At 56.0% G+C, this 23,198-nt stretch carries 24 protein-coding genes; 17 read left to right on the top strand and 7 right to left on the bottom strand.

Annotated elements, in window-relative coordinates:
• Positions 1-376: 376 nt before the first annotated feature.
• The 11 genes from OCV69_RS13390 to OCV69_RS13340 all read left to right on the top strand — a co-directional run bounded on the left by OCV69_RS13390 (position 377) and on the right by OCV69_RS13340 (position 11,862).
• Positions 377-844, top strand: a complete 468-nt coding sequence (locus OCV69_RS13390) for a ribosome maturation factor RimP (protein WP_158359676.1) — start codon at positions 377-379, stop codon at positions 842-844.
• 14 nt (positions 845-858) lie between these two features.
• Positions 859-2,016, top strand: a complete 1,158-nt coding sequence (nusA, locus tag OCV69_RS13385) for a transcription termination factor NusA (RefSeq protein WP_022272411.1) — start codon at positions 859-861, stop codon at positions 2,014-2,016.
• A 69-nt stretch (positions 2,017-2,085) separates the two neighbouring features.
• Complete coding sequence (gene rnpM / locus OCV69_RS13380) at positions 2,086-2,310, top strand: RNase P modulator RnpM (RefSeq protein WP_158359726.1); 225 nt, start codon at positions 2,086-2,088, stop codon at positions 2,308-2,310.
• Positions 2,300-2,632 carry a L7Ae/L30e/S12e/Gadd45 family ribosomal protein gene (locus OCV69_RS13375; RefSeq protein ID WP_022272409.1) on the top strand — a complete coding sequence of 111 codons (333 nt, stop codon included), beginning with the start codon at positions 2,300-2,302 and terminating at the stop codon, positions 2,630-2,632. The genes rnpM and OCV69_RS13375 overlap by 11 nt, the downstream gene beginning before the upstream one ends.
• Positions 2,622-5,555: a translation initiation factor IF-2 gene (infB, locus tag OCV69_RS13370; protein WP_158359680.1), complete on the top strand. Its 2,934-nt coding sequence runs from the start codon at positions 2,622-2,624 to the stop codon at positions 5,553-5,555. Before OCV69_RS13375 ends, infB begins: the two co-directional genes overlap by 11 nt.
• Positions 5,556-5,570: 15 nt before the next feature.
• On the top strand, positions 5,571-5,972 hold the full coding sequence (rbfA, locus tag OCV69_RS13365) for a 30S ribosome-binding factor RbfA (RefSeq protein WP_158359681.1): 402 nt from the start codon (positions 5,571-5,573) through the stop codon (positions 5,970-5,972).
• A gap of 29 nt (positions 5,973-6,001) precedes the next feature.
• Positions 6,002-6,979 (top strand): DHH family phosphoesterase, encoded by a 978-nt coding sequence (locus tag OCV69_RS13360; RefSeq protein ID WP_158359683.1) that lies wholly within the window; start codon positions 6,002-6,004, stop codon positions 6,977-6,979.
• Position 6,980: 1 nt separating this feature from the next.
• On the top strand, positions 6,981-7,877 hold the full coding sequence (gene truB, locus OCV69_RS13355) for a tRNA pseudouridine(55) synthase TruB (RefSeq protein ID WP_158359685.1): 897 nt from the start codon (positions 6,981-6,983) through the stop codon (positions 7,875-7,877).
• A 9-nt stretch (positions 7,878-7,886) separates the two neighbouring features.
• Positions 7,887-8,846: a bifunctional riboflavin kinase/FAD synthetase gene (locus OCV69_RS13350; protein WP_158359686.1), complete on the top strand. Its 960-nt coding sequence runs from the start codon at positions 7,887-7,889 to the stop codon at positions 8,844-8,846.
• The gene (locus tag OCV69_RS13345) at positions 8,839-9,957 is read left to right on the top strand and encodes an AI-2E family transporter (RefSeq protein ID WP_022272404.1); all 1,119 of its coding nucleotides are present in this window, start codon (positions 8,839-8,841) and stop codon (positions 9,955-9,957) included. The genes OCV69_RS13350 and OCV69_RS13345 overlap by 8 nt, the downstream gene beginning before the upstream one ends.
• 27 nt (positions 9,958-9,984) lie before the next feature.
• The gene (locus OCV69_RS13340; RefSeq protein ID WP_158359688.1) at positions 9,985-11,862 is read left to right on the top strand and encodes a L,D-transpeptidase family protein; all 1,878 of its coding nucleotides are present in this window, start codon (positions 9,985-9,987) and stop codon (positions 11,860-11,862) included.
• 94 nt (positions 11,863-11,956) lie between these two features.
• On the opposite strand, the gene OCV69_RS13335 is transcribed toward OCV69_RS13340, so the two are convergent.
• From OCV69_RS13335 to OCV69_RS13320, 4 genes are read right to left on the bottom strand one after another with little or no spacing between them, the layout of a single operon-like run.
• Positions 11,957-13,039, bottom strand: coding sequence for an ABC transporter ATP-binding protein (locus OCV69_RS13335; protein ID WP_158359690.1), 1,083 nt, complete (start codon positions 13,037-13,039; stop codon positions 11,957-11,959).
• On the bottom strand, positions 13,036-13,833 hold the full coding sequence (locus OCV69_RS13330) for an ABC transporter permease (protein WP_158359691.1): 798 nt from the start codon (positions 13,831-13,833) through the stop codon (positions 13,036-13,038). The genes OCV69_RS13335 and OCV69_RS13330 overlap by 4 nt, the downstream gene beginning before the upstream one ends.
• The gene (locus tag OCV69_RS13325) at positions 13,830-14,690 is read right to left on the bottom strand and encodes an ABC transporter permease (RefSeq protein ID WP_158359693.1); all 861 of its coding nucleotides are present in this window, start codon (positions 14,688-14,690) and stop codon (positions 13,830-13,832) included. The genes OCV69_RS13330 and OCV69_RS13325 overlap by 4 nt, the downstream gene beginning before the upstream one ends.
• The gene (locus OCV69_RS13320; protein ID WP_158359695.1) at positions 14,691-15,926 is read right to left on the bottom strand and encodes an ABC transporter substrate-binding protein; all 1,236 of its coding nucleotides are present in this window, start codon (positions 15,924-15,926) and stop codon (positions 14,691-14,693) included.
• Between the two features lie 229 nt (positions 15,927-16,155).
• Here OCV69_RS13320 and OCV69_RS13315 point away from each other — a divergent pair, with 229 nt between their 5' ends.
• From OCV69_RS13315 to OCV69_RS13300, 4 genes are read left to right on the top strand one after another with little or no spacing between them, the layout of a single operon-like run.
• Positions 16,156-17,040 (top strand): nucleoside hydrolase, encoded by an 885-nt coding sequence (locus OCV69_RS13315; RefSeq protein ID WP_158359697.1) that lies wholly within the window; start codon positions 16,156-16,158, stop codon positions 17,038-17,040.
• Positions 17,037-17,696: a TIGR04282 family arsenosugar biosynthesis glycosyltransferase gene (locus OCV69_RS13310; RefSeq protein ID WP_158359699.1), complete on the top strand. Its 660-nt coding sequence runs from the start codon at positions 17,037-17,039 to the stop codon at positions 17,694-17,696. Before OCV69_RS13315 ends, OCV69_RS13310 begins: the two co-directional genes overlap by 4 nt.
• Positions 17,693-18,703, top strand: coding sequence for a phosphotransferase family protein (locus OCV69_RS13305; RefSeq protein WP_158359701.1), 1,011 nt, complete (start codon positions 17,693-17,695; stop codon positions 18,701-18,703). The genes OCV69_RS13310 and OCV69_RS13305 overlap by 4 nt, the downstream gene beginning before the upstream one ends.
• Positions 18,704-18,711: 8 nt before the next feature.
• Positions 18,712-19,374, top strand: coding sequence for a TIGR04283 family arsenosugar biosynthesis glycosyltransferase (locus OCV69_RS13300; protein ID WP_262563152.1), 663 nt, complete (start codon positions 18,712-18,714; stop codon positions 19,372-19,374).
• Here the strand turns inward: OCV69_RS13300 and OCV69_RS13295 are convergent.
• From OCV69_RS13295 to OCV69_RS13285, 3 genes are read right to left on the bottom strand one after another with little or no spacing between them, the layout of a single operon-like run.
• Positions 19,337-20,158 carry a heterodisulfide reductase-related iron-sulfur binding cluster gene (locus OCV69_RS13295; protein WP_158359705.1) on the bottom strand — a complete coding sequence of 274 codons (822 nt, stop codon included), beginning with the start codon at positions 20,156-20,158 and terminating at the stop codon, positions 19,337-19,339. The two genes, OCV69_RS13300 and OCV69_RS13295, sit on opposite strands and share 38 nt — an antisense overlap.
• Entirely contained in the window at positions 20,151-20,879 is a 729-nt protein-coding gene (locus tag OCV69_RS13290; RefSeq protein WP_262427175.1) for a TVP38/TMEM64 family protein, read from the bottom strand. The genes OCV69_RS13295 and OCV69_RS13290 overlap by 8 nt, the downstream gene beginning before the upstream one ends.
• On the bottom strand, positions 20,866-21,552 hold the full coding sequence (locus OCV69_RS13285) for a TVP38/TMEM64 family protein (protein ID WP_262563151.1): 687 nt from the start codon (positions 21,550-21,552) through the stop codon (positions 20,866-20,868). The genes OCV69_RS13290 and OCV69_RS13285 overlap by 14 nt, the downstream gene beginning before the upstream one ends.
• A gap of 211 nt (positions 21,553-21,763) precedes the next feature.
• Here OCV69_RS13285 and OCV69_RS13280 point away from each other — a divergent pair, with 211 nt between their 5' ends.
• Both OCV69_RS13280 and rpsO read left to right on the top strand, forming a co-directional pair.
• Positions 21,764-22,702, top strand: coding sequence for a rhodanese-like domain-containing protein (locus OCV69_RS13280; RefSeq protein ID WP_262427173.1), 939 nt, complete (start codon positions 21,764-21,766; stop codon positions 22,700-22,702).
• Positions 22,703-22,846: 144 nt separating this feature from the next.
• Complete coding sequence (gene rpsO, locus OCV69_RS13275) at positions 22,847-23,113, top strand: 30S ribosomal protein S15 (protein WP_022272534.1); 267 nt, start codon at positions 22,847-22,849, stop codon at positions 23,111-23,113.
• Positions 23,114-23,198 lie beyond the last annotated feature (85 nt).

Below are 23,198 nucleotides of genomic sequence, written 5' to 3'. Positions count from 1 at the left end.
AAAAAAAGCCCCAAAAGGGCATTGAAAATTTGCTGTAAATAAAGGAAAAATCGAGATGCAGGAAAAGAGATAAAAAAATGACGAGAAGAAAACGACGGAACTTTCCTAGTACTACGACGGAAAACGGGAACGGGGTGAGCCGGGAGGACGAGACGAGCTGCAGTCTCAACGATATGAACTGTTCGAAAAAAAAATAAAACTATTGCAATTGCTTCTTGAGTGTGATATGATGTAAACGATAACATAAGTAACTGGCTGAAAAGAGTGGACGAAACAAAGTCCACTCTTTCGTTTTGTATCTTCTTTCCGGTCCGGAAAAGACACGCACGGACGCGGGGGAACAGCCGGTGCTGATAAAAAGAAAGGTGGTGGGATCGTGTCAAAACGGGAAGACTATGAGGCGAGGGTGGAAGCATTCTTACTGCCTGTCATGGAAGAAAATCATTTTGAACTGGTGGATGTGGAATATGTAAAGGAAGCCGGAACCTGGTATCTCAGGGCCTATATTGATAAAGAGGGCGGCTTTACGGTGGATGACTGCGAGATGGTGTCCAGACGTCTGGGTGACTGGCTGGATAAGGAGGACTTCATCGACGAAAGCTATATTTTAGAGGTCAGCTCTCCGGGACTTGGAAGACCCTTAAAAAAGGAAAAGGATTTTAAGAGGAGCATGGGCGAGCAGGTGGAGATCAAGCTCTACCGGGCCGTGGACCGTCAGAAGGACTTTACAGGGGTTCTTGCAGCCTATGATGAAAATACGGTCACCATCCGCTATGAGGATGGGTCAGAAAGTACATTCGACAGAAAAGATATTGCCTTAATCCGTCTGGCATTTGATTTTTAAAAGGAGGATAAAAGATGAACAAGGAACTGATGGAAGCAATGACGGTGCTGGAAAAGGAATATAACATCAGCAAAGACACATTGCTGGAGGCCATCGAGAATTCCCTTCTTACGGCATGTAAGAACCATTTCGGGAAAGCGGACAATGTGAAGGTGATCATTGACCGCGAGGGCTGCGACTATTCTGTTTATGCAGAAAAAGAGGTTGTGGAAAATGTGGAAGACCCGGTGACCCAGATTAGCCTTGCAGACGCGAGAATGAAGGGCGCGAAGTTCGACCTGGGCGATATTGTCCAGATTCCCATCGATTCCCATGATTTCGGCCGGATCGCCACCCAGAACGCCAAAAACGTGATCCTCCAGAAGATCCGTGAGGAGAGCCGGAAATCCCAGTTAAACGAGTGGCAGTGCCGGGAGAAGGAGGTAGTGACCGGTATCGTGCAGCGTTATATCGGACGGAACGTCAGTGTGGATCTTGGAAAGATCGACGCCATCCTGCCGGAATCCGAACAGGTAAAGGGCGAGGTATTCCAGCGCACGGAGAGGATCAAGGTCTATATCCTGGAGGTAAAGGATAATCCCAAGGGACCCAGGATCTCCGTATCCCGTACCCATCCGGACCTGGTGAGACGCCTGTTTGAGGCGGAGATCGCCGAGGTGCGGGACGGAACGGTCGAGATCCGCGCCATTGCCAGAGAGGCCGGTTCCAGAACGAAGATCGCAGTGAGCACCACAGACCCCAACGTGGATCCGGTGGGCGCATGCGTCGGCTTAAACGGAGCCAGAGTCAACGCCATTGTCAATGAGTTAAGAGGCGAGAAGATCGACATCATCAACTGGGACGACAACCCGGCCTTCCTGATCGAAAATGCCCTGAGTCCTGCCAAGGTGATCTCCGTTGTGGCCGATGAGGATGCGAAGGAGGCACAGGTCATCGTTCCGGATTATCAGTTATCTCTGGCCATCGGCAAGGAAGGACAGAACGCAAGGCTGGCGGCGAGACTGACCACCTATAAGATCGATATTAAGAGCGAGACCCAGGCAAGGGAAATGGGCCTGTTTGATGCCCTGGAGTCCGGCGAATATGAAGACGGATTTGAAGGCGAGTTTGAAACTGAAGGCAGCTATGAGGTTCCCGCAGAGGAAGACTACCAGGAGGAATCCGAAGAATAGGAGAGAAGTGATCTTACAGTGAGTACGGAAAAAAAAGTTCCGCAGAGACAGTGCATCGGCTGCGGAGAAATGAAGAGCAAACGGGATCTGATCCGGGTTTTAAAGACAACGGACGGTCAGATCACCATCGACGCCACTGGAAGGAAGAATGGGCGGGGTGCATATCTCTGTCCGTCCATGGACTGCTTTAAAAAGGCCGTGAAGGGAAAAGGGCTGGAGCGCTCCTTTAAGATGGCGATCCCCAAAGAGGTATATGAAAGTCTGGAAAAGGAGATGGAGCAGCTTGATCAATAAAAGCAGGGTTTTTGGCCTTCTGGGCCTGGCCGCCAAGGCGGGAAAGGTGCAGAGCGGAGAGTTTTCCACGGAGAAGTCCGTGAAATCCGGGAGAGCATACCTGGTCATTGTCTCGGAAGAGGCGTCGGAAAATACAAAGAAGAAGTTCCGGAATATGTGTACTTACTATGAGGTCCCCTATTTTGAATTCGGAAGCAAGGAGGAGCTGGGCCACGCCACCGGCAGGGAGATGCGTGCTTCCCTGGCTGTGCAGGACGCAGGCTTTTCCGAGGCCATGAAGAAACAGCTTTGTATGAACGGAGGTAGTGAGTGTGAGGGATAACGATTTAGCTAAGAACTTAGGAAAGACGAATAAAGAGGTTACAGATACGTTGCAGAAGAATAATATGGAAGAAAACAGCAGTATGACAAACGGAGCCGGAACCCAGCCCGCCGGCGAGAATAAGGAAGGGGCAGCTCCGGCCAAGAAGCGGATCGCAGCCGTATACCGTCCCCAGAACAGCACCCAGAAGGGCCGCGGCGGCAGAAGCCAGGGACAGGGAGCCAGAAACCAGAGATCCACAGGACCAGGCATGCAGGTGCGTCCTACAACCTCTGCTCCGGCCCAGAAGCCCAAGGCAGCTCCAGCGGAAGAGGTGAAGGAACAGACCACAGCTCCCGTCCAGGAGACAGAGACGGCTCCGGTGCAGGCCGCTTCCCAGACAGAGGCAAGGCCCCAGGGAAGCCGCCAGGGAGGCTATAACCGCGACGGCCAGAGAGATGGGAACCGTCAGGGAGGCTACAACCGTGACGGCCAGAGAGACGGAAACCGCCAGGGAGGCTATAACCGCGACGGTCAGAGAGACGGAAACCGCCAGGGCGGGTTTAACCGTGACGGCCAGAGAGATGGAAACCGTCAGGGTGGGTTTAACCGCGACGGCCAGAGAGACGGGAACCGTCAGGGTGGGTTTAACCGCGACGGCCAGAGAGATGGAAACCGTCAGGGCGGGTTTAACCGTGACGGCCAGAGAGATGGGAACCGCCAGGGAGGCTATAACCGCGACGGCCAGAGAGACGGAAACCGCCAGGGAGGCTATAACCGCGACGGCCAGAGAGATGGAAACCGCCAGGGAGGCTATAACCGCGACGGCCAGAGAGACGGGAACCGCCAGGGTGGGTTTAACCGCGACGGTCAGAGAGACGGAAACCGCCAGGGAGGCTATAACCGTGACGGCGGCCGTCAGGGAGGCTATGGCCGCGATGGCCAGAGAGACGGAAACCGTCAGGGAGGCCGCGACGGCCGCGGCGGACTGAACATCCCCAAGCCGTCCTTCGATACCCCCATGGCCCAGAAGCAGCAGAACACCAAGGCCAGCAAGAATGCTTATAAGAAAGAGCATGATGCCAGAAAGGACCGGGACGAGGAGTTAAGAGGCAAGAACGCCAAGGGCGGAAAGGGCGTTAAGGCTCCCGTGATGCAGCAGCCCAAGAAGGCTGAGGCCAAGGTGGAGGAGATCAAGACCATCGTGATCCCGGAGACCATCACCATTAAGGAGCTGGCTGAAAAGATGAAATTACAGCCCTCCGCCATCGTGAAAAAACTGTTCTTACAGGGGACCATCGTGACCATCAACCAGGAGATCGACTTTGAGAAGGCTGAGGAGATCGCCATGGAGTATGATGTTCTCTGTGAGAAGGAAAAGAAGATCAACGTGATCGAGGAGCTCTTAAGAGAGGAAGAGGAGGACGAGAAGGACATGGTTTCCAGACCGCCGGTCATCTGCGTCATGGGTCACGTTGACCATGGTAAGACCTCTCTTCTGGACGCCATCCGCCAGAGCAATGTGACTTCCAGGGAGGCAGGCGGCATCACCCAGCATATCGGTGCATATGTGGTAGAGGCCAACGGCCAGAGGATCACCTTCTTAGATACCCCGGGCCATGAGGCGTTCACCGCCATGCGTATGAGGGGAGCCCAGGCTACGGACATCGCAATTCTTGTGGTGGCAGCCGACGACGGCGTAATGCCCCAGACCGTGGAGGCCATCAACCATGCCAAGGCCGCAGGGGTGGAGATCATTGTTGCAGTCAACAAGATCGATAAGCCCAGCGCCAATGTGGAGCGTGTAAAACAGGAGCTTTCCGAATATGAGCTGATCCCCGAGGACTGGGGCGGCAGCACCGTATTCGTTCCCGTATCCGCCCATACAAAGGAGGGCATCCCGGAGCTTCTGGAGATGATCCTCTTAACGGCAGAGGTGAAGGAATTAAAGGCCAACCCCAACCGGAAGGCCAGAGGTCTTGTGATCGAGGCACAGTTAGACAAGGGCAGAGGTCCCGTGGCTACTGTCCTTGTACAGAAGGGAACCTTAAAGGTGGGCGATTCCATCGCCGCAGGTTCCTGCTACGGAAGAGTCCGCGCCATGATGGACGATAAGGGCAACCGTGTGAAGGAAGCCGGCCCGTCCACTCCGGTGGAGATCCTGGGTCTCAACGACGTTCCCAACGCCGGCGAGGTATTTGTGGCTCTCCAGAACGAGAAGGAGGCCAGAAGCTTTGCTGAGACCTTCATCACAGAAGGAAAGAACAAGTTAATTGAAGATACAAAGGCAAAATTATCCCTGGACGATCTGTTCTCCCAGATCAAGGCAGGAAATGTAAAGGAACTGCCCATCATCGTAAAGGCAGACGTACAGGGATCCGTGGAAGCAGTAAAGCAGAGTCTTGTGAAGCTCTCCAACGAAGAAGTGGTGGTAAAGGTGATCCACGGCGGCGTCGGCACCATCAACGAATCCGACGTGACCCTGGCTTCCGCTTCCAACGCCATCATCATCGGCTTCAACGTGCGTCCTGACGCCACCGCCAAGTCCATTGCGGACCGGGAGAAGGTGGATATGCGTCTGTACCGCGTGATCTACCAGGCCATCGAGGATGTGGAGGCTGCCATGAAGGGCATGCTGGATCCGGTATACGAAGAACAGGTGACCGGCCATGCCATTGTGCGCCAGACCTTCAAGGCATCCGGCGTGGGTACCATCGCCGGTTCCTATGTCCTGGACGGAAAGATCACCCGCGGCTCCAAGGCCCGCATCACCCGCGAGGGCGAGCAGATCTTCGAGGGACCGTTAGCTTCCTTAAAGCGTTTCAAGGACGATGTGAAGGAGGTCAACGCAGGCTACGAGTGCGGCCTTGTATTTGAAGGCTTCAACGACCTGAAGGAAGACGATATGATCGAAATCTATATCATGGTAGAGGTTCCGAGATAGTAAAGAAGGAGTATCATGAGAAAGAACAGCATTAAAAATACACGAATCAACGGGGAGGTCCAGAAGGCTCTGAGCGATATCATCCGCTCAGAGCTCAAGGATCCCAGGATCCATCCAATGACCAGCGTGGTCTTAGTCCAGGTGACGCCGGATCTGAAATACTGCAAGGCGTATATCAGCGTTCTTGCAGACGAGGAGCAGGCTAAGGACACCATCCGCGGCTTAAAGAGCGCCGAGGGCTTTATCCGGACCCAGCTGGCAAAGGCGGTGAACCTTAGGAATACGCCGGAGATCTCCTTTATCCTGGACCAGTCCATCGAATACGGAGTCCGCATGTCGAAGCTCATCGACGATGTGACAAAGGATCTGACGGACCGGGATGAGGAAAACGGCGAGGAGACAGAGGACGGCAGGTAAGGTCCTGCCCCAGGAAAGGAGTCTGCCCAGTGGGAATTCTGACAGATGTGCTGAAAGATAAAAAAACAGTGGCCATTTTAGGCCATGTGAATCCGGACGGGGACTGTATCGGTTCCTGTCTGGCCATGTATAATTACCTGACGGAAAACTACGGGGAGCTTAGGGTATCCGTATATCTGGAGCCCATGGGCGCAAAATTCGGATATTTAAAGGGCTACGGCCAGGTGAAACACGGATTTGAGCCGGAACGGACCTTTGATCTCTGCATTACCCTGGACGCCAGCGACGAAAAGCGCCTGGGAGAATTTGCTCCCTATCTGAAAACGGCGGCGGACAGCCTGTGCATCGACCATCACATCACCAACCAGGGCCTGGCCCGGGTCAATGTGATCGCCGGAAGCGCCAGCTCCACCTGCGAGGTCCTTTACGGCCTCCTGGACCAGGATAAGATCGGGAAGGCCGTGGCAGAGTGCCTGTACACCGGCATCGTCCATGATACGGGCGTGTTCAAATATTCCAACACCTCCCGGAGGACCATGGAGATCGCCGGATATCTGATGGACCAGGGGATCGATTTCCCGAAGATCATTGACGGAAGCTTTTACCAGAAGAGCTACGGTCAGACCAGGGTCCACGGCCAGGCCATGCTGGACAGCGTCCTTTTTGAGGACGGCCGCTGCATTTACACGGTGGTGACCCAGGAGGAGCTTAAGAAAAACGGCTGTACGGTGAAGTCCACCGACGGCATCGTGGATCTTCTCCGGTCTGTGACCGGAGTGGAGTGCGCCATCCTCCTTTATGAGACAGGGAATCCGTCGGAGTATAAGGTGAGCCTCCGGACTAATACGGAGCTGGATCTGAGCCGGATCGCCCTGGCCTTTGGCGGCGGCGGCCACAAAAAGGCCGCGGGCTGTACCATGACCGGTACAGTGGAGGAGATCATCCGCCAGGTGGACGGACAGATCCGGATCCAGTGGGACGAAGAAAAAGAACAGACTGGGGTTTAAAATGTACGACGGCATCATAAACGTATATAAGGAAAAGGGCTTCACGTCCTTTGATGTGGTGGCTAAAATGCGGGGGATCCTGGGACAGAAAAAGGTGGGCCATACGGGGACCCTGGACCCGGAGGCCGAAGGCGTCCTGCCGGTATGCGTGGGAAAGGGCACCAGGCTCTGCGACATGCTGACAGACCGGGACAAGACGTATGAGGCCACCCTGCTCCTGGGTATGGAGACCGATACCCAGGATACCACAGGGACGGTCCTTTCAGAAACGGACGCTTCCGGACTGACGGAGGAGGCCGTGCGGGAGGCCGTCTTATGCTTTGTGGGGGATTATGACCAGATCCCTCCCATGTACTCGGCCTTGAAGGTCAACGGAAGGAAGCTCTGCGATCTGGCCCGCCAGGGCGTGGAGGTGGAGCGGAAGCCCAGACCGGTGAAGATCTACGACATCACCATCCGTTCCATCCGGCTGCCGGAGGTGGTCATGACCGTTTCCTGCTCCAAGGGAACGTATATCCGGACCCTCTGCCATGACATCGGAGAAAGGCTGGCTGTGGGCGGGTGCATGAAAAAGCTCCTGCGCACCAGGGCCGCCGGATTCCGGATGGAGGACAGCCGGACCCTGGATGAGCTCCAGGCCCTGAAGGATACGGGCCGGCTGGAGGAGGCGGTGCTGCCGGTGGAAACTGTGTTTTCCGGTTATAAAGAGATACGGTCCGGGGATGCGTCCATGGACCGTCTTTTGAGAAACGGAAATCCCTTCCGCTTCCAGATGGACGGGGAAGCCAGTCTTGAAGATCCCTTCCGGGTCTACGACAGCACGGGGCTGTTCATTGGTATTTACAGATTTTCTGAGGAAAAACGCATGTTTTATCCGGTAAAAATCTTTTTGTCATAAGGAGACGGCATGCAGTATATTGCAGAAACAAAAGAATTTCAGATCACAGAACCGACGGTGGTCAGCATCGGAAAGTTCGACGGTCTCCATGTGGGCCACCAGAAGCTGGTGAGGGAAATGGTCCGCTGGAAGGAAAAGGGCTTAAAGGTGGCGATGTTCACGTTTTCCACGCCGCCCCTGAGCCTGGTGGGCGGCCGGAAGCAGACTGTCCTCATGACCAACCGGGAGCGGATGGAGCTCCTGCGCTCGGCCGGGGTGGATTATCTGGTGGAATATCCCTTTGACCAGGAAGTATGCCACATGGCCCCGGAGCAGTTTGTAAAGGAGATCCTGGCGGGAAAGATGAACGCCAGGGTCATCATCACCGGGCCGGACTGTCATTTTGGCTACAAGGCCGCAGGAGACAGGGCTCTTTTGGAAAAACTGGCGCCGGAATATGGCTACCAGTTTTTTGTGGTAGAAAAGGAACGGGACACAGACGGAGCCATCATCAGCAGCACCTATGTGCGGAAGATGCTGGAGGAGGGCGATGTGAAAAAAGCGGACCGGCTCCTGGGCTATGATTATTTCATCACAGGGACCGTGACCCACGGAAGATCCATCGGCCATAAAAAGCTCTACCCCACAGCCAATCTGCTTCCGCCGCCGGAAAAGCATCTGCCCAGATTCGGCGTCTATGTGACCCGGGTGACGGCAGACGGGAAGACCTACGGCGGTCTTACGAACATTGGGAAAAAGCCCACGATCCAGGGAGAGAATCCTGTGGGAGTGGAGACGTATCTCTATGATTTTGATGGAGATCTTTACGGAAAGGAGATCCGGGTGGAGCTTCTGGATTTTATACGGCCGGAGATGCGGTTTGATTCCATCGGCCAGCTAAAGGCCCAGCTGGATCATGATATAGGAAAATGCCGGGAGATCTTCCGGGATTCCTGGATTGTCCAGGAGAAAGGAAAGGCGGATGGGTAAAAAACAGATCGGAACGTATTGTGTGATCGGGCTCATTGCTGCGGCGGTGTGTCTGTTTTTGAAGAATGCGGACAGGATCGCATCTGTGTTCTCCCTGGCATTTTCGGCGGCAGCTCCCCTGCTGGTGGGCTGCGTCATCGCCTACGTGCTCAATATCCTGTTAAAAAGGATCGAGCGGTTCTGGTTTCCGGGTACAAAGCGGAGGTTCCTCATAAAGCTCAGACGGCCGGTCTGCATCCTGTTATCATTCCTGGCCCTGGTGCTTATTATGGCCGGAGTGGTGTATCTGGTGGTTCCGGAGCTGGTTTCCAGTATCCGGCTGGTGACAGATGAGATCCCGCCGGTGATCGAGGAGATCCGGCTGTGGGCCATCGCCCATCTGGAGGAAATGCCAGAGATCCAGACGTACCTGGAAAATGCAGATATCGACTGGAAGAACATGATGGAGAAGGCTGTGAACATCCTGCTTACAGGAGCCGGAGGGATCTTCAATTCCGTTGTGCTGGTATTTTCCAAGGTCATCGGAACGGCAGCCCGGTTTATGATCGGTTCCATTTTTGCCGTTTACCTGTTAAGTTCCAAGGAAAAGCTGGCATCCCAGGGCGACCGGATCATGCGGGCCTATCTGCCGGACCGGGTGCGGAATACAGTCTGCTACGCCCTTAAGACGCTTCATGAGGTGTTCACCAGCTTTATCGTCGGCCAGTGCATGGAGGCAGTGATCATCGGAACCCTCTGTGCCCTGGGAATGACTCTGCTCCGGTTCCCCTATGCGGTGATGACCGGCGCTGTGGTGGGCGTTACAGCCCTGATCCCGGTGGTGGGCGCATATATCGGCGCGGCTGTGGGTGCATTTATGGTATTTACGGTGAATCCCATCCAGGCGGTGGGCTTTATCATCTTCCTGGTACTGCTCCAGCAGCTCGAAGGAAACCTGATCTACCCAAGAGTGGTGGGCTCGTCCATCGGCCTTCCGGGCATGTGGGTCCTGGCGGCTGTGACCATTGGCGGCGGCGTGCTGGGCGTAGGAGGGATGCTCCTGGGAGTACCTCTGGCGGCAGCGGCGTACCGCTTCCTGGGCGACGGTGTCCAGAAACGGCTGAGATCCTAGGGAACCGGGAAGTTTAGGAAGGAAATTATGGAAGAAAAGAAGGAAAGAGAAGGAGAGGCGGAAAGCCTTTCCCCGGAAACGCCCCAGACCGGAAGGCTCCGGGGAAGGAGCCGGAAACGGACGGACGCTCCGGAAGGGAAGAAAAAGGCCGGCCGGATCGCTCTGGCAGCCGTCATTGGGACCGCCGTCCTGGCGGCGGCCGGGGCCGGATATTACTTCCTGGAAACGGGAAAGTATAAAACGGCGTTTTTCCCCAACACGACCATCAATGGCATAGACGCCTCCGGAAAGACCGTGGAGGAGGTCAAAAGCCTGATCGAGGCCGGGCTTTCCGGCTATACGCTGACGGTCCAGGCCCGGGACGGGGCCAGCGGGACCATTGGAACCGAGGAGATTGGCCTTCATTCAGAATTTGACGGCAGTCTGGAAAAGCTTCTGGAGGAGCAGGAGCCGGGCCAGTGGATCCGGTATCTGAAGGAGGGGCCGGCTCATGAGATCCGTACCATGATCGCCTTTGACGGCGAAAAGCTGAAGGAAGCGGTCCGGGAATTTCCGTTTATGGATCCGGATCAGATGAGGGAACCGGAAAATGCCCGGATCTCCGAGTATGACAGCGGGACCAGGAGCTACTCGGTGGTTCCGGCAGTCCAGGGAACGGAGCTGGTGGAGGAACAGGTGGAGAAGGCGGTGGCCGCGGCCATCGTAAGTCTCTCAGATCAGGTGGACCTGGATGCAGAGGGCTGTTATACAAAACCGGCGGTGGATGAGACGGACGAGGGGCTCAACGCGGCCGCAGCAGAGATGAACCGGTATGTGGGCGCGGTGGTGACCCATACCTTTGGGGATGCCAGGGAAGTGCTGGACGGAGATACCATCAGCCAGTGGATCACAGTGGACGGAGGAAACGTCACCCTGGATGAAAGCCAGGCGGCTGCTTACGTAAAGGAACTGGCGGGAAAGTATGACACAGCCTATAAAACAAAGACCCTGAAAACGTCCTACGGAAAGGATGTGACCATCTCCAGAGGCCATTACGGCTGGAAGATCAGCCAGGCGGCGGAGACGGCGGCGGTGCTCTCCATCATAAAAAACGGAGAGCAGCAGACCAGGGAGCCGGAATACAGCCAGAAGGCTGCCAGCCGCGGGGCCAATGATTACGGCAGTACATATGTGGAGATCAATCTGACTGCCCAGCATCTGTATTTTTATAAAAACGGAGAGCTTCTGGTGGAAACAGACTTTGTATCCGGCAACGAATCCAGAGGCTGGGCCACACCGGGCGGCGCGTATCCGCTGACCTATAAGCAGAGGAACGCCACCCTGCGGGGAGAGGGCTATGCCACGCCTGTATCCTACTGGATGCCCTTCAACGGCGGGATCGGCCTTCATGACGCCAGCTGGAGAGGAAGCTTCGGCGGGACGATCTATAAGACCGGCGGCTCCCACGGCTGCATCAACCTTCCGCCTAAGGCGGCCAAGACGATCTTTGAAAACATCTCCCAGGGAGATCCGGTGCTCTGCTACCACCTGGCCGGTACAGAGTCCAAAAAAACGGCTCCGGCGGAAAAACCGGCAGCAACCACTGCGGCCTCCACAGCCGCCTCCACGGCTGCGCCGGAGAACACGGCCGCACCGGCACCGGAGCAGACCCAGCCGCCGGTAGAGCAGCCGGTGGGTCCCAGCGTGGAGCTTCCGGAGGGAAATACGGATGGTCCGGGAGGCGGAGCGTCTCCGGAGGAATCCAGTCCCCAGGAAACTCCGGCGTCTCCAGTGGAAACGGCCCCGGCTGTGCCAGGCCCTGTGGGTCCGTCTGTGACGGCCGGAGGGGACGAGGAGAGCTTTGGTCCCGGATTTGCGGATCCGGCGCCAGAGCCGATGCCGGGACCTGGAGGCCCTGGAGCTTAAGAGAAAAACTCCCGCAGAAGCCAGCGGATGTCCAAAGCTGGCTTTCTGCGGGAGTTTTTTATGTTATGGGAAGTTCTCCAGAGGCCCCGTTCCCTCAGGCTGGGAACAGGACCCCATCCTGGGTGCGGACCGACGCCTGGATCCGGTCTCCGGGGGCCAGGTCCACGGGCCCGGAGAAGGCCTTTTTCCACAGGTCCCCATCATCAGACCGGAGGGATACAAGGACAGAGCCGCCCCGGAAGGAGACCTGCTCCACAGTGAGAAAATATCCTCCCGTCCGGTCAGGCTCCAGGCTTCCGGGCCGGAGCATCAGCCGGCAGGGGCCGTCGGGAACAGACGGGCCAGGCACTGGAGCATCAGCCGGGAAGGGGATGGCCTGGGAGATGAATTCCTGGGAGAGGAAGGGAACTGGACAATCAAGTCCACCGCCGGTGAACCTTCCCCCGGAAACGGTTCCGTTTATATACACGCAGTCCCCGAAATAATCGGCAGCCAGTCTGCTTTCCGGCCGGAGGTATACCTCCTTTGGCGTTCCGGTCTGGACCAGACGGCCGGAAAACATCAGGGCGATCCGGTCGGACATGGACAGGGCCTCCTCCCGGTCATGGGTCACCAGGACCACGGTCATATGGAATTCCCGCTGTAACTGAAGGACAAGATTCCGCATATCCTCTCTGAGATTTTCGTCCAGGGCAGAAAAGGGCTCGTCCAGGAGCAGGAGCCGGGGTCTGGCCGCCAGGGCCCTGGCAAGGGCGGCCCGCTGCTGCTGTCCGCCGGAAAGCTCGGATGGCCTTCGGTCCAGGAATCCGCCCATCTGGACTTTTTCCAGCAGGTCCCTGGCCTGTTCCAGCCGCCCGGACCGGGAAACTCCCTGCATTTTTAAAGGAAAGGCCACATTTTCCTCCACGGTCATGTGGGGGAACAGGCGCATATCCTGGAAGACGATGACAGTGCCGCGTTTGTGGATGGGAAGGCTGGTGATATCCTCACCGTCCAGAAGAATGCGCCCTCCCTGGGCCGGAAGGATCCCGGCCACGGCCTTCATCAGCGTGGTCTTTCCGCAGCCCGAGGGACCCAGGAGGGATAAAAACTCCCCCTGGTTCACGGACAGGGAAAGGTCCTTTATTACAAAATCCTTATCATATCCAGCCGAAAGGCATTCGATCTTCAGCTTCACGGTTTTCTTTCTCCTTTCTGGATCCGGTGGATGATCCCCTCAAAAATAAAAAAGACCAGGAGCGCCGAGCCCACAAAGGCAGTGGAGTACACCGAGGACAGGGAGCGGTCGCCGCTCTGGATGTAGGGGACCAGCACCAGGGCGATGGTCTTTACCCGGCCCCCGCCCACCATCAGAGTCGTAAAATACTGGCTGTAAGACAGGATAAAGCCCATGCTCATGGACGACAGGATCCCGGGAAGAAGGGAGGGGAAGGTGGTCAGGAAGAAGGCCTTTACAGGTCCGGCTCCCAGTACCATGGCCTGTTCCTCAAGTCCTGTCCCCACAGCCCTGGTCACATCGGTCATGATGGTGATACAGTAGGGGACAGCGGCCACCAGATGGACCAGCACCACCCCGGCCACCGTATCAGAAAGCCCCAGGCGGATCAGGGTGATCTGGATCCCCATGGCAAACACGGTCCCGGGCACCAAAAGCGGCAGAAGGGAGCCGAACCGGACCAGGGAACGGCCTGGAAAGCCGTAGTTTTCTGTGGCCCTGGCAGTCATGACGCCCACTGCCGTGCCGAGAACGGCCACGGTGAGGGCCAGGAGGATGCTGCTGGACAGAAGCCTGGGAAGGCTGGCAGAGCCGGTCAGGAGCTCCTTTATAGTGCGGAGCGAGTAGGTTTCCGGCAGAAGTCCCGGCCAGGGCCAGCGGCCGGCCACGCTCCACAGCAGCATCAGCGCCATGGGGAGGAAGATGCTGAACAGGGCGGCGGAAAGGACCAGCCCCATGAGACGATGTTTTTTCATTGGATCCTTCCGATCTTTCTGCTGACCCGGTCCATGACAGCGCTGTAAAGGACGGTCATGACAATGGACAGCAGGAGCATGACGCCGTTCATGGCCATGGCCAGGGGACGGTCCAGGAGATCCGGCCGGGTATAGGCCAGATACGTTTCCACCGACAGCGCCCTGGGCAGGGTGGAGCCCAGGAGCAGGGGAAGCTCATAGCCTCCGAAGGCGAAGATAAAAATAATGAGGAAGGCCCGGGAGATCACAGGAACGCTTAAGGGAAGAGTGATCTGGAAAAAGCTCTTCACCGGAGACGCTCCCAGATTTTCCGCCGCTTCCCCCAGAGAGCTGCGGATGCCGCCCATGAAGGCCAGTACGAAGTACGCCACAAAGGGGGCCTCCTTCCAGATATATGCCAGGATGGTCCCTCCATAGGACGGCGTAAATAAAAGCTGCGGAAAAGCCGTTGGTTCTTCAAGAAGGCCCAGGACGAAGGCCAGGCGGGCCAGGAGCCCGGTCTGGGAAAAAATCTGGATCATGAACACCGCCGCCACTGCATGGGGCACCAGCACGGGGATCCGGACGGCAAAAACGTGGCCGCCGCGCTGTTTCCCGCACTGGATGAGGGCCATGGACAGCAGAACGCCAAGGACCGTGGAGATCACCGCCGACCAGACGGAGATCTTAAGGCTCACCAGCACAGAGCTTAAAAATCCCGGGTCCTTTAACACCCGGGCGTAGTATCCAAACGTCGGCTCTCTGAGACCAAAGGCCGGAATATAACCCAGGCTCTGGGTAAGTACGTTCCAGATGGACGCCAGCACCAGAGCCATGAGCAGAAAAAAAGGAATTAACAGAAAAAAAGGTTTTTTCATTTATTTACCTACAACTTCATTGAGCCAGATCTCCTCGATCACAGGAACAAGGCTGGCAGGCATTTCCGGCAGACGGTGGGACAGAAGCTCCGCCTGGGTAAGGATCCCCTGGCCCAGCTCCACTGCGTCAAAGGCGGCCTTTTCTTCGGCTGAAAGCTTATCCTGATCCACCACAGGCAGCTCCTTTAGCTGGGCATACTGGGTGAGCTGGATCTCTCCGCTTAAGATGGCGTTGATGACCACCATAGCCCCGGCTTTATTGGGGGAGTTGAAGGCAATGCCCATGTAGTTGGTGTTTCCGATGGTGCCGTTATCAAAGACAAAGGTCTGGGTGGTATCTGTGTAGATCCCCTCCTCAATTCCAGAGGCCACGGAGAAGGGGCCGTAGCTCATATCCAGTACCAGCTCTCCGTCGGCAAACATGGCGTCCACTGTGGTGGAGGAGTCGGGGAAGGTCTTTCCCTGGTTCCACAGATAGGGGTTCAGCTCCCTTAAATAGGAGAGGGCCGGTTCAATGGCGGTTTTTACTGTATCGTAATCGGCCTCCATATCCTGGAACTGCTCCCAGCCGCAGGTTTCGTAGATCAGACAGCGGACAAAGGCGCTGCCGGTGAAGTCCGGAAGAGCCGGATAGGTGACCTTTCCCGGATATTTTTTACAGAATTCCATGAATTCAGCGGCGTTTTCTGGAAGCTCCGGGGTCACGGCCGTATCGGCGTACAGGACCATCTGGGCTTTGGCGTAGGGGGCCTCATAGCCCTCGATGGGCATGCAGAAGTCGTTTAAGGTCTCTGGATCCTCCAGATCGACGTAGGCCTCCATATTGGGGAGCTTATGGGTAAAGGGGCCGTATAACAGGCCGTTATCCTTGGCGGAGTAAAAATTCTCGCCGTTGATCCAGATCATGTCGATGCTGCCCTTTTCTGATCCAGCCTGTTTTTCTCCGGAAAGCTTGGTGAGGATATCATTGATATCCATGCCCACCACCTCCAGGGTGATGCCATAGTTTTCTTTTACATGATCGGCCACCGTAGTGTTTAACCAGTTATTCCTGTTTTCGTCGCCGCCCCAGCCGTAGAAGGTGACGGTTGTATCCCTGGCGGCCTCGGTGATCTGGTCCCAGGAAGCGGCCTCCAGATCGGAGTCCTCCAGGGCTTTTTTTCCGCAGCCGGTCAGAAGGACTGCTGCTCCGGCGGCTGCCAGGCCTAAGGTCAGGAGCTTTTGTAGCTTTTTCATAGGAAGTATTTCTCTTTCTGCCTTGGGGGAGGAAGGACTTTTTTGTTTTTTCGGATTTTCCCCCGGAACCATTCTAAAGGCTGGGGCTTGGAATGTCAACGACTGCCGGCGGCCTATGGAGAATAACTATCTGAAACGGAACTTGTATCGATGGAATGAATACGGGCGGTCTGGACAGGAGCAGAAACGCCGTGGTATAGTTAAGGAAAAACCAAAGAAGGAGCCATAGATGAAGCAGATTATTTTTGATTGTGACAGCACTGCGGGGATCCCTGGTTATCCCATGGATGACGCCCTGGCGCTGTTTTATTTACTGGGACGGCCCCAGGAGGCAGAGGTCCTGGCCGTAACCTGTACCTTTGGAAATGGGACGACAGAGCAGGTATACAGGGCTTCCAGGGACCTGCTTTCGGAGGCTGGCTGGGAACGCCTTCCGGTGATCTGTGGGTCTTCCCAGGGAGAGGAGCCTGTGAGCGATGCGGCACGGTTTATTGTGGAGGAGACCAGAAAAAAGCCGGGAGAGCTTTCTTTTGTGGGCATTGGCTCTCTGACGAATCTGTATGGGGCCAGCCTCCTGGACCCGGGGATCTTTGACCGGTTAAAGGAGATCGTTCTCATGGGCGGCTATACAGCGCCTCTATTGTACCATGGAAGCCATCTGGACGAGCTGAATTTTTCTGTGAATCCAGAGGCGGCGGCCTGGGTCCTGAACCATGGAAAAAATATATCCATCCTTACAGGGAACAATACCCTGGAGCCCTCTTATCTTCCAAAAGAGGAATTTTATACGGCCATGGGCCAGAACGAAGCTGGCCGGTATCTGGCAGAGAAGCTGGGATACCGGTTTGATGTGAAGGCAGAGCGGAATGGAGAGGCCTCCTCCTACTGCTGGGATGTGGTGGCATCGGTGTATCTTCTGCACCCGGAGCTGTTTGAGGATTCGCCTTCCTTCTGCTATGTGACGGAAAAGGGGATGCAGAGCGGCTGGCTGGGAGTCACGGAGCAGGCGCCGGATACATGTCTTTTAAACCTGCCCAGAGTAAAAGACCTGGAGGCTTACCGGAAGGAGATGTATGGAGGCTGGCTGGATCTTAAGCTGGGGAAGCGGCCATGAGATGGGCAGTCATCTGCTTTACCAGGGTCCCCAGACCCGGCGTTACAAAAACCAGGCTCCTTCCGGTGCTTTCGCCAAAGCAGTGCGCAGCGCTCCACACGGCCTTTTTAAAGGATCTGGCCAGGGTGTACCGGGAACTGGACGCGGCACTTTTTGTGGCCTATGCGCCGGATCCGGACTGGGCGCTTTTGAAGGACATCTTTCCTATGGCTTCTGCGCTTTTTCCCCAGACCGGAGAGAGCCTGGGAGAACGGATGGATGCGGCCATGCGCCGTGTGCTGTCCCTGGGCTTTGAACGGGTGATCCTCACGGGAACAGACCTTCCGATGATGGGACGGAAGCACCTGGAAAGCGGTTTTTATGCCCTGGATCTTTCTGATGTGGTCCTGGGGCCCACGCCCGACGGAGGCTATTATCTGGTGGGGGCAAAGGCTCCCTGCACGGCTGTCTTTGAGGATCAGCAGTATGGCGGAGGAAATGTGTATGAAAATACGGTAAGGGCAGCGGAGGAAGCCGGGCTCTCCCTGGGCCAGGCTCTGCACTGCGGCGACGTGGACACGCCGGAGGATCTTAGAAGGCTGATCCTCCAGGCGGACCCGGACAGCCATACGGGCCGGTTTCTGGCTGCATTAAAAAAGGAGGGGCATCTGTTATGATTCATAAGGAACCGTTGGCTTCTTATTTAAAAAGACGCGTGTTTTTAGGCGCATTGGGGCTTTCGGAGGGGGAACCGGTTGTGTTTTCCCTCCTGGGCCAGGGAGAATATAATGTGAATTACAGCTTTATCCATCCGCGGACAGGGAAAAAGCTGGTGCTCCGGATCAATACGGGCAGCCAGATGCACCTGGAGGACCAGATCGGCTATGAGTTTACGGCCCTCCAGTACCTGGTCCCCAGCGGGCGGACGCCAAAGCCCCTGTTCTGTGACCGGGAACAGGGGCTCCTGGTGATGGAGTGGCTTCCGGGAAGGACGCTTGACTATAAGACGGACATGGATGAGGCGGCCGGGATCCTGGCTGATATCCACAGCGTTCCGGTGCCGGAGGGCTGCCGTCTGATCCGGCCGTCCTGCCCGGCCCAGGCCATTTATGAGGAATGCCTGGATATGGTGCAGCATTATTATGACTGGGAAAAAAGAGATCCAGAAGTGGAAGCGCTCCTGCGGCAGCTGGTAAAGGAGACGGGAAACCTTCCTCTGACGGAAAAGGCAGGGGAGGGAGTTCCCTTATGTATGGTGAATACGGAGCTGAATTCAGGGAATTTTCTCATCGATCCCCAGGGCGTCAGCTCTCTGGTGGACTGGGAAAAGCCCCTGGTTTCGGAGCCTGCCCAGGATCTGGGCCATTTCCTGGCCCCTACCACCACTTTCTGGAAGACGGATGTGATCCTGAGTCCCGATGAGGTGCGCCGGTTCGTGGAGACGTACAGGACCCTTGTGGGGGACCGCATGGACTGCCGCCTGCTTCCGGAGCGGGTCTCCCTGTTTTTGCGGGTCACCTGTCTGCGGGGAGTGACCTGGTGCGCCATGGCCTTCCGGGAATATTCGGAGCCTGGAAGAGCCCTTGTAAACCAGGATACCTTCCGGAAGCTGAAGGCCTATATGGAGCCAGAGTTTCTGGCCTATATCCTGGATACATATGTGAGAAAGGACTTTCTGGCATGAAGATATCCATGATTCTTCCTATTTACAATGAAAGCTCCACCATCAACGGGATGATGGACCAGTTAAGGGCGCTTCCCGGGGACTGGGAGATCCTGTTTGCAGACGGAGGCAGCAGAGACGGCACGGTCCAGAGGATCGGGACAGAGTTTCCTGTATTAAAAAGCCCCAAAGGCCGGGCTGCCCAGATGAATGACGGGGCTGCCCGGGCTTCGGGGGAGATCTTATGGTTTGTCCACTGCGACAGCCGGCTGCCGGAGGATGCCCACAGCCAGATCCAGGCGGCGGCGGAAGCGGGAGCCGCCTGGGGGTGCTTCCACATTGGCTTTGATTATAACGGGCCGTTCATGGGCTGCAATACGTTTTTTTCCAACCGGCGGGCCAGACGGGGCATTGCCTTTGGGGACCAGGGCATATGGATCCGCAGGGAGCTGTTCCTGTCCCTGGGAGGTTTTCCGGAGCTTCCTATTATGGAGGACTATGAGTTTTCCTTACGGATGAAGGAGAGAGGCATCCCCATCCGGCTCCTTCCAGGCCGTATTATCACCTCCGGCCGCCGGTACCGGAAGGGGTTTCCTCTTTTTACCATGTGGAACATGTACCGGCTGCGTCAGATGTACCGGGCCGGAGTGGATATCAGCGAGATCGCAGAACGATACCGGGACATAAGGTAACGAAGATCCTGTTTTTCCAACCCTGTTTCCTGCTTTTCCCAAAGAGCAGTTCCAGCAGATGGAGGGTCTCCCGGCCCTGGCCTTTAAAGGAGCCAAGGCAGCCCTGGCAGCTGCTCAGTATGATCCGGTCCGCCGGAAATTCTTCCAGCCGCCGCGCCCGCATCCGGGCGCTTTTTTCCGGCTCCAGGGTGTGCAGCATATGGAAATTCCCGCAGCACAGGGTCCGGGGGCCGGTATGCTCCGGCTCCATGACCGGGATACCGGAAAGACGTAAAAGGGCCCGTACCGCCTGCTGACCGGCCGGATCGTTCCGGGTGGGACAGGGATCGTGCCAGATAAAGCGCGGCGCTGTTTCTCCAGCTTCCGGGCATGCCTTCCCTGGTCCGCAGAGGTCCTTCCGGGTCATGGTCCCGGCCAGGACGGACCAGATGGGGATCACCTGGATCCCGCAGATCCCATGAAGCTGGCGGGTACAGTTGGGACAGGCGGTGTAGATCCTTTTTACCCCGCTTTTTTTCAGCCGGTGTTCCAGTTTTTTCCTGTATGCCGGATATTTTTCCGGAAACAGGAAAAAAGAGGGCTGGCCGCAGCAGCCGGCTGCCAGCCGGATCTCTGGCTCCGTCCGAGCAAGGATCTCCAGCGTTTTTTTCAGTATGGATGGATCCAGGTTCAAAAGGGCACAGCCGGGCCAGAAAACGGCCGGCGTTTCTGGAACCGACATCATGGGCGAAAAGAAGGAGATGGCCTGATGAAGGGCCATCCCCGGAATACCAGAGCTATTCATGGGCGTTTCCTGCTTTCTTTGCCTGGCGGTCGTTATAGAGCTGCTTAAAGATGGTTCCCAGGATCCCCAGGGAGAAGATGCATAAAAGGCCGGTCACCAGGTATTTGACGCCGCCGGTGAGCATGCCGCCCACATAGGAATAGACCACAGTGGCAGGAAGCTGTCCGATGCCGGTGGCCACAAAAAAGGCGGTGAAGCGGATGGGGGTCAGGCCTGCAAAATAGCTGACTGCATCGAAGGAGACAAAGGGCAGGAGACGGCATACCAGGACGGTCCTGGAGCCGTATTTTTCAAAATAGGTTTCCACACTGGCCAGGGCGCCTTTTCCAGCGAAGCGTTCCACCATGTCGCGGCCCAGTCCCCTGGAGATGAAGAAGCAGAGGGCGGCTCCGGCCATGGCGCTGGACCAGGACAGGATGGCTCCCTGCCACCAGCCGAAGATGGCGGCATTGGACAGGGTGATGAGGAAGGCCGGCAGCGGCGCAGCCACCGACGAGAACACCATGAGGAAGAAGGAAAATACCATGGCGTAGGCGCCGAAGGACCGGATGTATTCCACCACCGCGTCCACGTTGGCAGAGCCCAGGACCGCCGCTGCCCGATTGATGGGGCGGCTTACAGCCGGAAGGGTCAGATAGGCGATCAGAAACAGCGCCAGGGCCAGCAGGATCAGAAGCCGGGGTATGCCGGAGCGCTTTTTTTGTGTATTATTTTGTTTCATTTTTTTCTCCATTCGTGTTTATTTTTATTTTTGCATCATTCGGAAATAAAAGCTTTCCCAGGGCGGCCGTCACAAAAAGCAGCAGGGCCATGAGCCCCAGGGAGGTCCAGAATCCTGGTGAGGAGAGATCCAGCATGTGGTCTCCGATGTTGATAAAAGCAAAGGTACCGGGAATAATGCCGATGGCTGAGGCCAGGATATACGTTTTGTAATCCATGGCAGAAAGGCCATAGGCATAATTGATGAGGTTATAGGGGAATGCCGGGATCAGCCGCAGAAGGACCAGGAACAAAAAGCCCCTCCGTCCCTCCAGAAAGGAAAATATGCGGTCTGCCCGTTCCCCCAGCCGGCTGCGCAGCATCCGCTCCACCTGTTTTTTTCCCAGCCGCCTTGCCAGGAAGAACATAAGGGTGCAGTCTAAGACAGCTCCCAGGAAGGTGTATGCTGCTCCGGCCCAGAAGCCGAATAACAGGCCGCCCGCCAGGGCCAGCACCGCCACGGGAAAGAAAAAAGCCGGGAGAACGGTGAAGGCAGCCACATAGGCCAGAGGGGCCCAGGGGCCGAAGCCGCGGATAAACGTGTCCAGCTCATCTGCGGAAATCCCGGAAAAAAGCAGCCAGTACGCCAGTACCGCTGCCACAGTGATCGATACGAGAATCCATTTCTTTTTCATGGAATCCAGTATAGCGGCAGCAAAAATGTTTGTCAATCCGGCAGGAGAAAGATGGTATAGGTTTTTTATAATGGAAGAAGCGGTTGTATTCAAATAATCTTTAGGAGACAGGCAGACATTGACTTTCCTTTTTTTTGATGGTACGATAGCGGCGTTCTTAAATATAGGGAACAAAATGCATAAAATTTTTTTTTTTTGGAGGATACGTATTATGAGAAAAATGACTTCCCTGCTCCTGGCAGCCGGAATGACCATGGCCCTGTTAAGCGGCTGCGGCGGCGGTACAGAAGCAAAAGAAACCACAGCAGCCCAGACAACGGCAGCAGAGACCAAGGCGGAGGAGACCACCGCAGCAGAGTCCAAAGAAGCTGAGACAAAGGCAGCAGAGGTAAAGGCTCCGGAAAAGGATGTGGAGATGCAGTATATGTCCGTGGAGGACGCCCACAGCAATTTAGGAAAGGACGGTTATACCTTCCTGGATGTCCGCAAGGCAGAGGATCATAAGACCTCCTGCGTTCCCGGCTCCGTAGGCGTGGACATGGACGCAGCCAAGGGCGGTGACTTCCAGGCCGGTGTGACAGCTATGCAGCCCATCGTGGACGAGCACGACGACAACCTGGTGATCATCTGCTATTCTGGAAAATCCTATGCTCAGGCTACCACCAATGTGCTGTCTGCACTGGGATATGATATGAGCAAGGTATACACCCTGGAGGGCGGCTACAAGGCATGGACCAAAGCTTATGCTGACGAGGTAGAGGTTGCCCAGGAGATCAAGGCTCCGGAAAAAGACGTGGAGATGCAGTACATGACCGTTGAGGAGGCCGCTGAGAAGGCAGGCGCTGACGGCTACACCTTCTTTGATGTCCGCAAGGCTGCCGACTACGCTGAGGGTCACATTCCGGGAGCTGTTTCCGCCGATATGGATGCTGCTAAAGAGGGCGACTTCAATGCCGGCGTTTCCACCATGCAGGTGGCGACCCGCGATATGGATGATACCCTGGTACTGGTATGCTACTCCGGTAAGAGATACGCCCAGGCTACCACCAACGTGCTGTCTGCACTGGGCTACGACATGAGCAAGGTATACACCCTGGAGGGCGGCTTTACAAAATGGAGCGAGACCTATCCGGACCAGATCGAGAAATAAACAGGCAGAAACCGTATTGACAAATACCCGGAAATATGCCATAATCAGATGGTATGTGAGCGCCGGCACCCAGTCTTTGGACGACTCCAGCCAGGACTTAGTGACCGGTAAGAATATCATCTATATTTTAAGGAGGAACTTTCAATGATTTCTAAGGAAAAGAAAGCAGCTATCATTGCTGAGTACGGCAGAAAAGAAGGAGATACCGGTTCACCGGAGGTACAGATCGCGATCCTTACTGCCAGAATCGCAGAGCTTACAGAGCATTTAAAGGACAACCCGAAGGATCATCACTCCAGACGCGGCCTTCTTATGATGGTAGGTCAGAGACGTGGTCTCCTTGCTTACCTGAAGAAGAAAGACCTGGAAGGTTACCGTGCTCTTATCGAAAAGTTAGGCATCAGAAAGTAATCACAGACCTAAGGGTGGGGGCCAGGAATGGACTCCGCCCTTCTTTTTACACGTGCTTTCCATTATCTGACCAGGCAGGAGAAAC

Source organism: Alitiscatomonas aceti (genome assembly GCF_025567195.1).
Lineage (GTDB): Bacteria > Bacillota > Clostridia > Lachnospirales > Lachnospiraceae > Alitiscatomonas > Alitiscatomonas aceti.
Note: the sequence above shows the minus strand (reverse complement) of the source record. Positions and strands in the feature narration are given on the sequence as shown.

Coding starts and splice junctions, on each gene's coding strand:
- rnpM (WP_158359726.1), top strand. CDS start 2,086: ATGAAGAGCAAACGGGATCTGATCCGGGTTTTAAAGACAACGGACGGT.
- OCV69_RS13290 (WP_262427175.1), bottom strand. CDS start 20,879: ATGAAACAAAATAATACACAAAAAAAGCGCTCCGGCATACCCCGGCTT.
- OCV69_RS13325 (WP_158359693.1), bottom strand. CDS start 14,690: ATGAAAAAACCTTTTTTTCTGTTAATTCCTTTTTTTCTGCTCATGGCT.
- OCV69_RS13330 (WP_158359691.1), bottom strand. CDS start 13,833: ATGAAAAAACATCGTCTCATGGGGCTGGTCCTTTCCGCCGCCCTGTTC.
- rbfA (WP_158359681.1), top strand. CDS start 5,571: ATGAGAAAGAACAGCATTAAAAATACACGAATCAACGGGGAGGTCCAG.
- OCV69_RS13350 (WP_158359686.1), top strand. CDS start 7,887: ATGCAGTATATTGCAGAAACAAAAGAATTTCAGATCACAGAACCGACG.
- OCV69_RS13305 (WP_158359701.1), top strand. CDS start 17,693: ATGATTCATAAGGAACCGTTGGCTTCTTATTTAAAAAGACGCGTGTTT.
- OCV69_RS13345 (WP_022272404.1), top strand. CDS start 8,839: ATGGGTAAAAAACAGATCGGAACGTATTGTGTGATCGGGCTCATTGCT.
- rpsO (WP_022272534.1), top strand. CDS start 22,847: ATGATTTCTAAGGAAAAGAAAGCAGCTATCATTGCTGAGTACGGCAGA.
- OCV69_RS13320 (WP_158359695.1), bottom strand. CDS start 15,926: ATGAAAAAGCTACAAAAGCTCCTGACCTTAGGCCTGGCAGCCGCCGGA.
- OCV69_RS13280 (WP_262427173.1), top strand. CDS start 21,764: ATGAGAAAAATGACTTCCCTGCTCCTGGCAGCCGGAATGACCATGGCC.
- OCV69_RS13295 (WP_158359705.1), bottom strand. CDS start 20,158: ATGAATAGCTCTGGTATTCCGGGGATGGCCCTTCATCAGGCCATCTCC.
- nusA (WP_022272411.1), top strand. CDS start 859: ATGAACAAGGAACTGATGGAAGCAATGACGGTGCTGGAAAAGGAATAT.
- OCV69_RS13300 (WP_262563152.1), top strand. CDS start 18,712: ATGATTCTTCCTATTTACAATGAAAGCTCCACCATCAACGGGATGATG.
- OCV69_RS13310 (WP_158359699.1), top strand. CDS start 17,037: ATGAGATGGGCAGTCATCTGCTTTACCAGGGTCCCCAGACCCGGCGTT.
- truB (WP_158359685.1), top strand. CDS start 6,981: ATGTACGACGGCATCATAAACGTATATAAGGAAAAGGGCTTCACGTCC.
- OCV69_RS13285 (WP_262563151.1), bottom strand. CDS start 21,552: ATGAAAAAGAAATGGATTCTCGTATCGATCACTGTGGCAGCGGTACTG.
- OCV69_RS13315 (WP_158359697.1), top strand. CDS start 16,156: ATGAAGCAGATTATTTTTGATTGTGACAGCACTGCGGGGATCCCTGGT.
- OCV69_RS13340 (WP_158359688.1), top strand. CDS start 9,985: ATGGAAGAAAAGAAGGAAAGAGAAGGAGAGGCGGAAAGCCTTTCCCCG.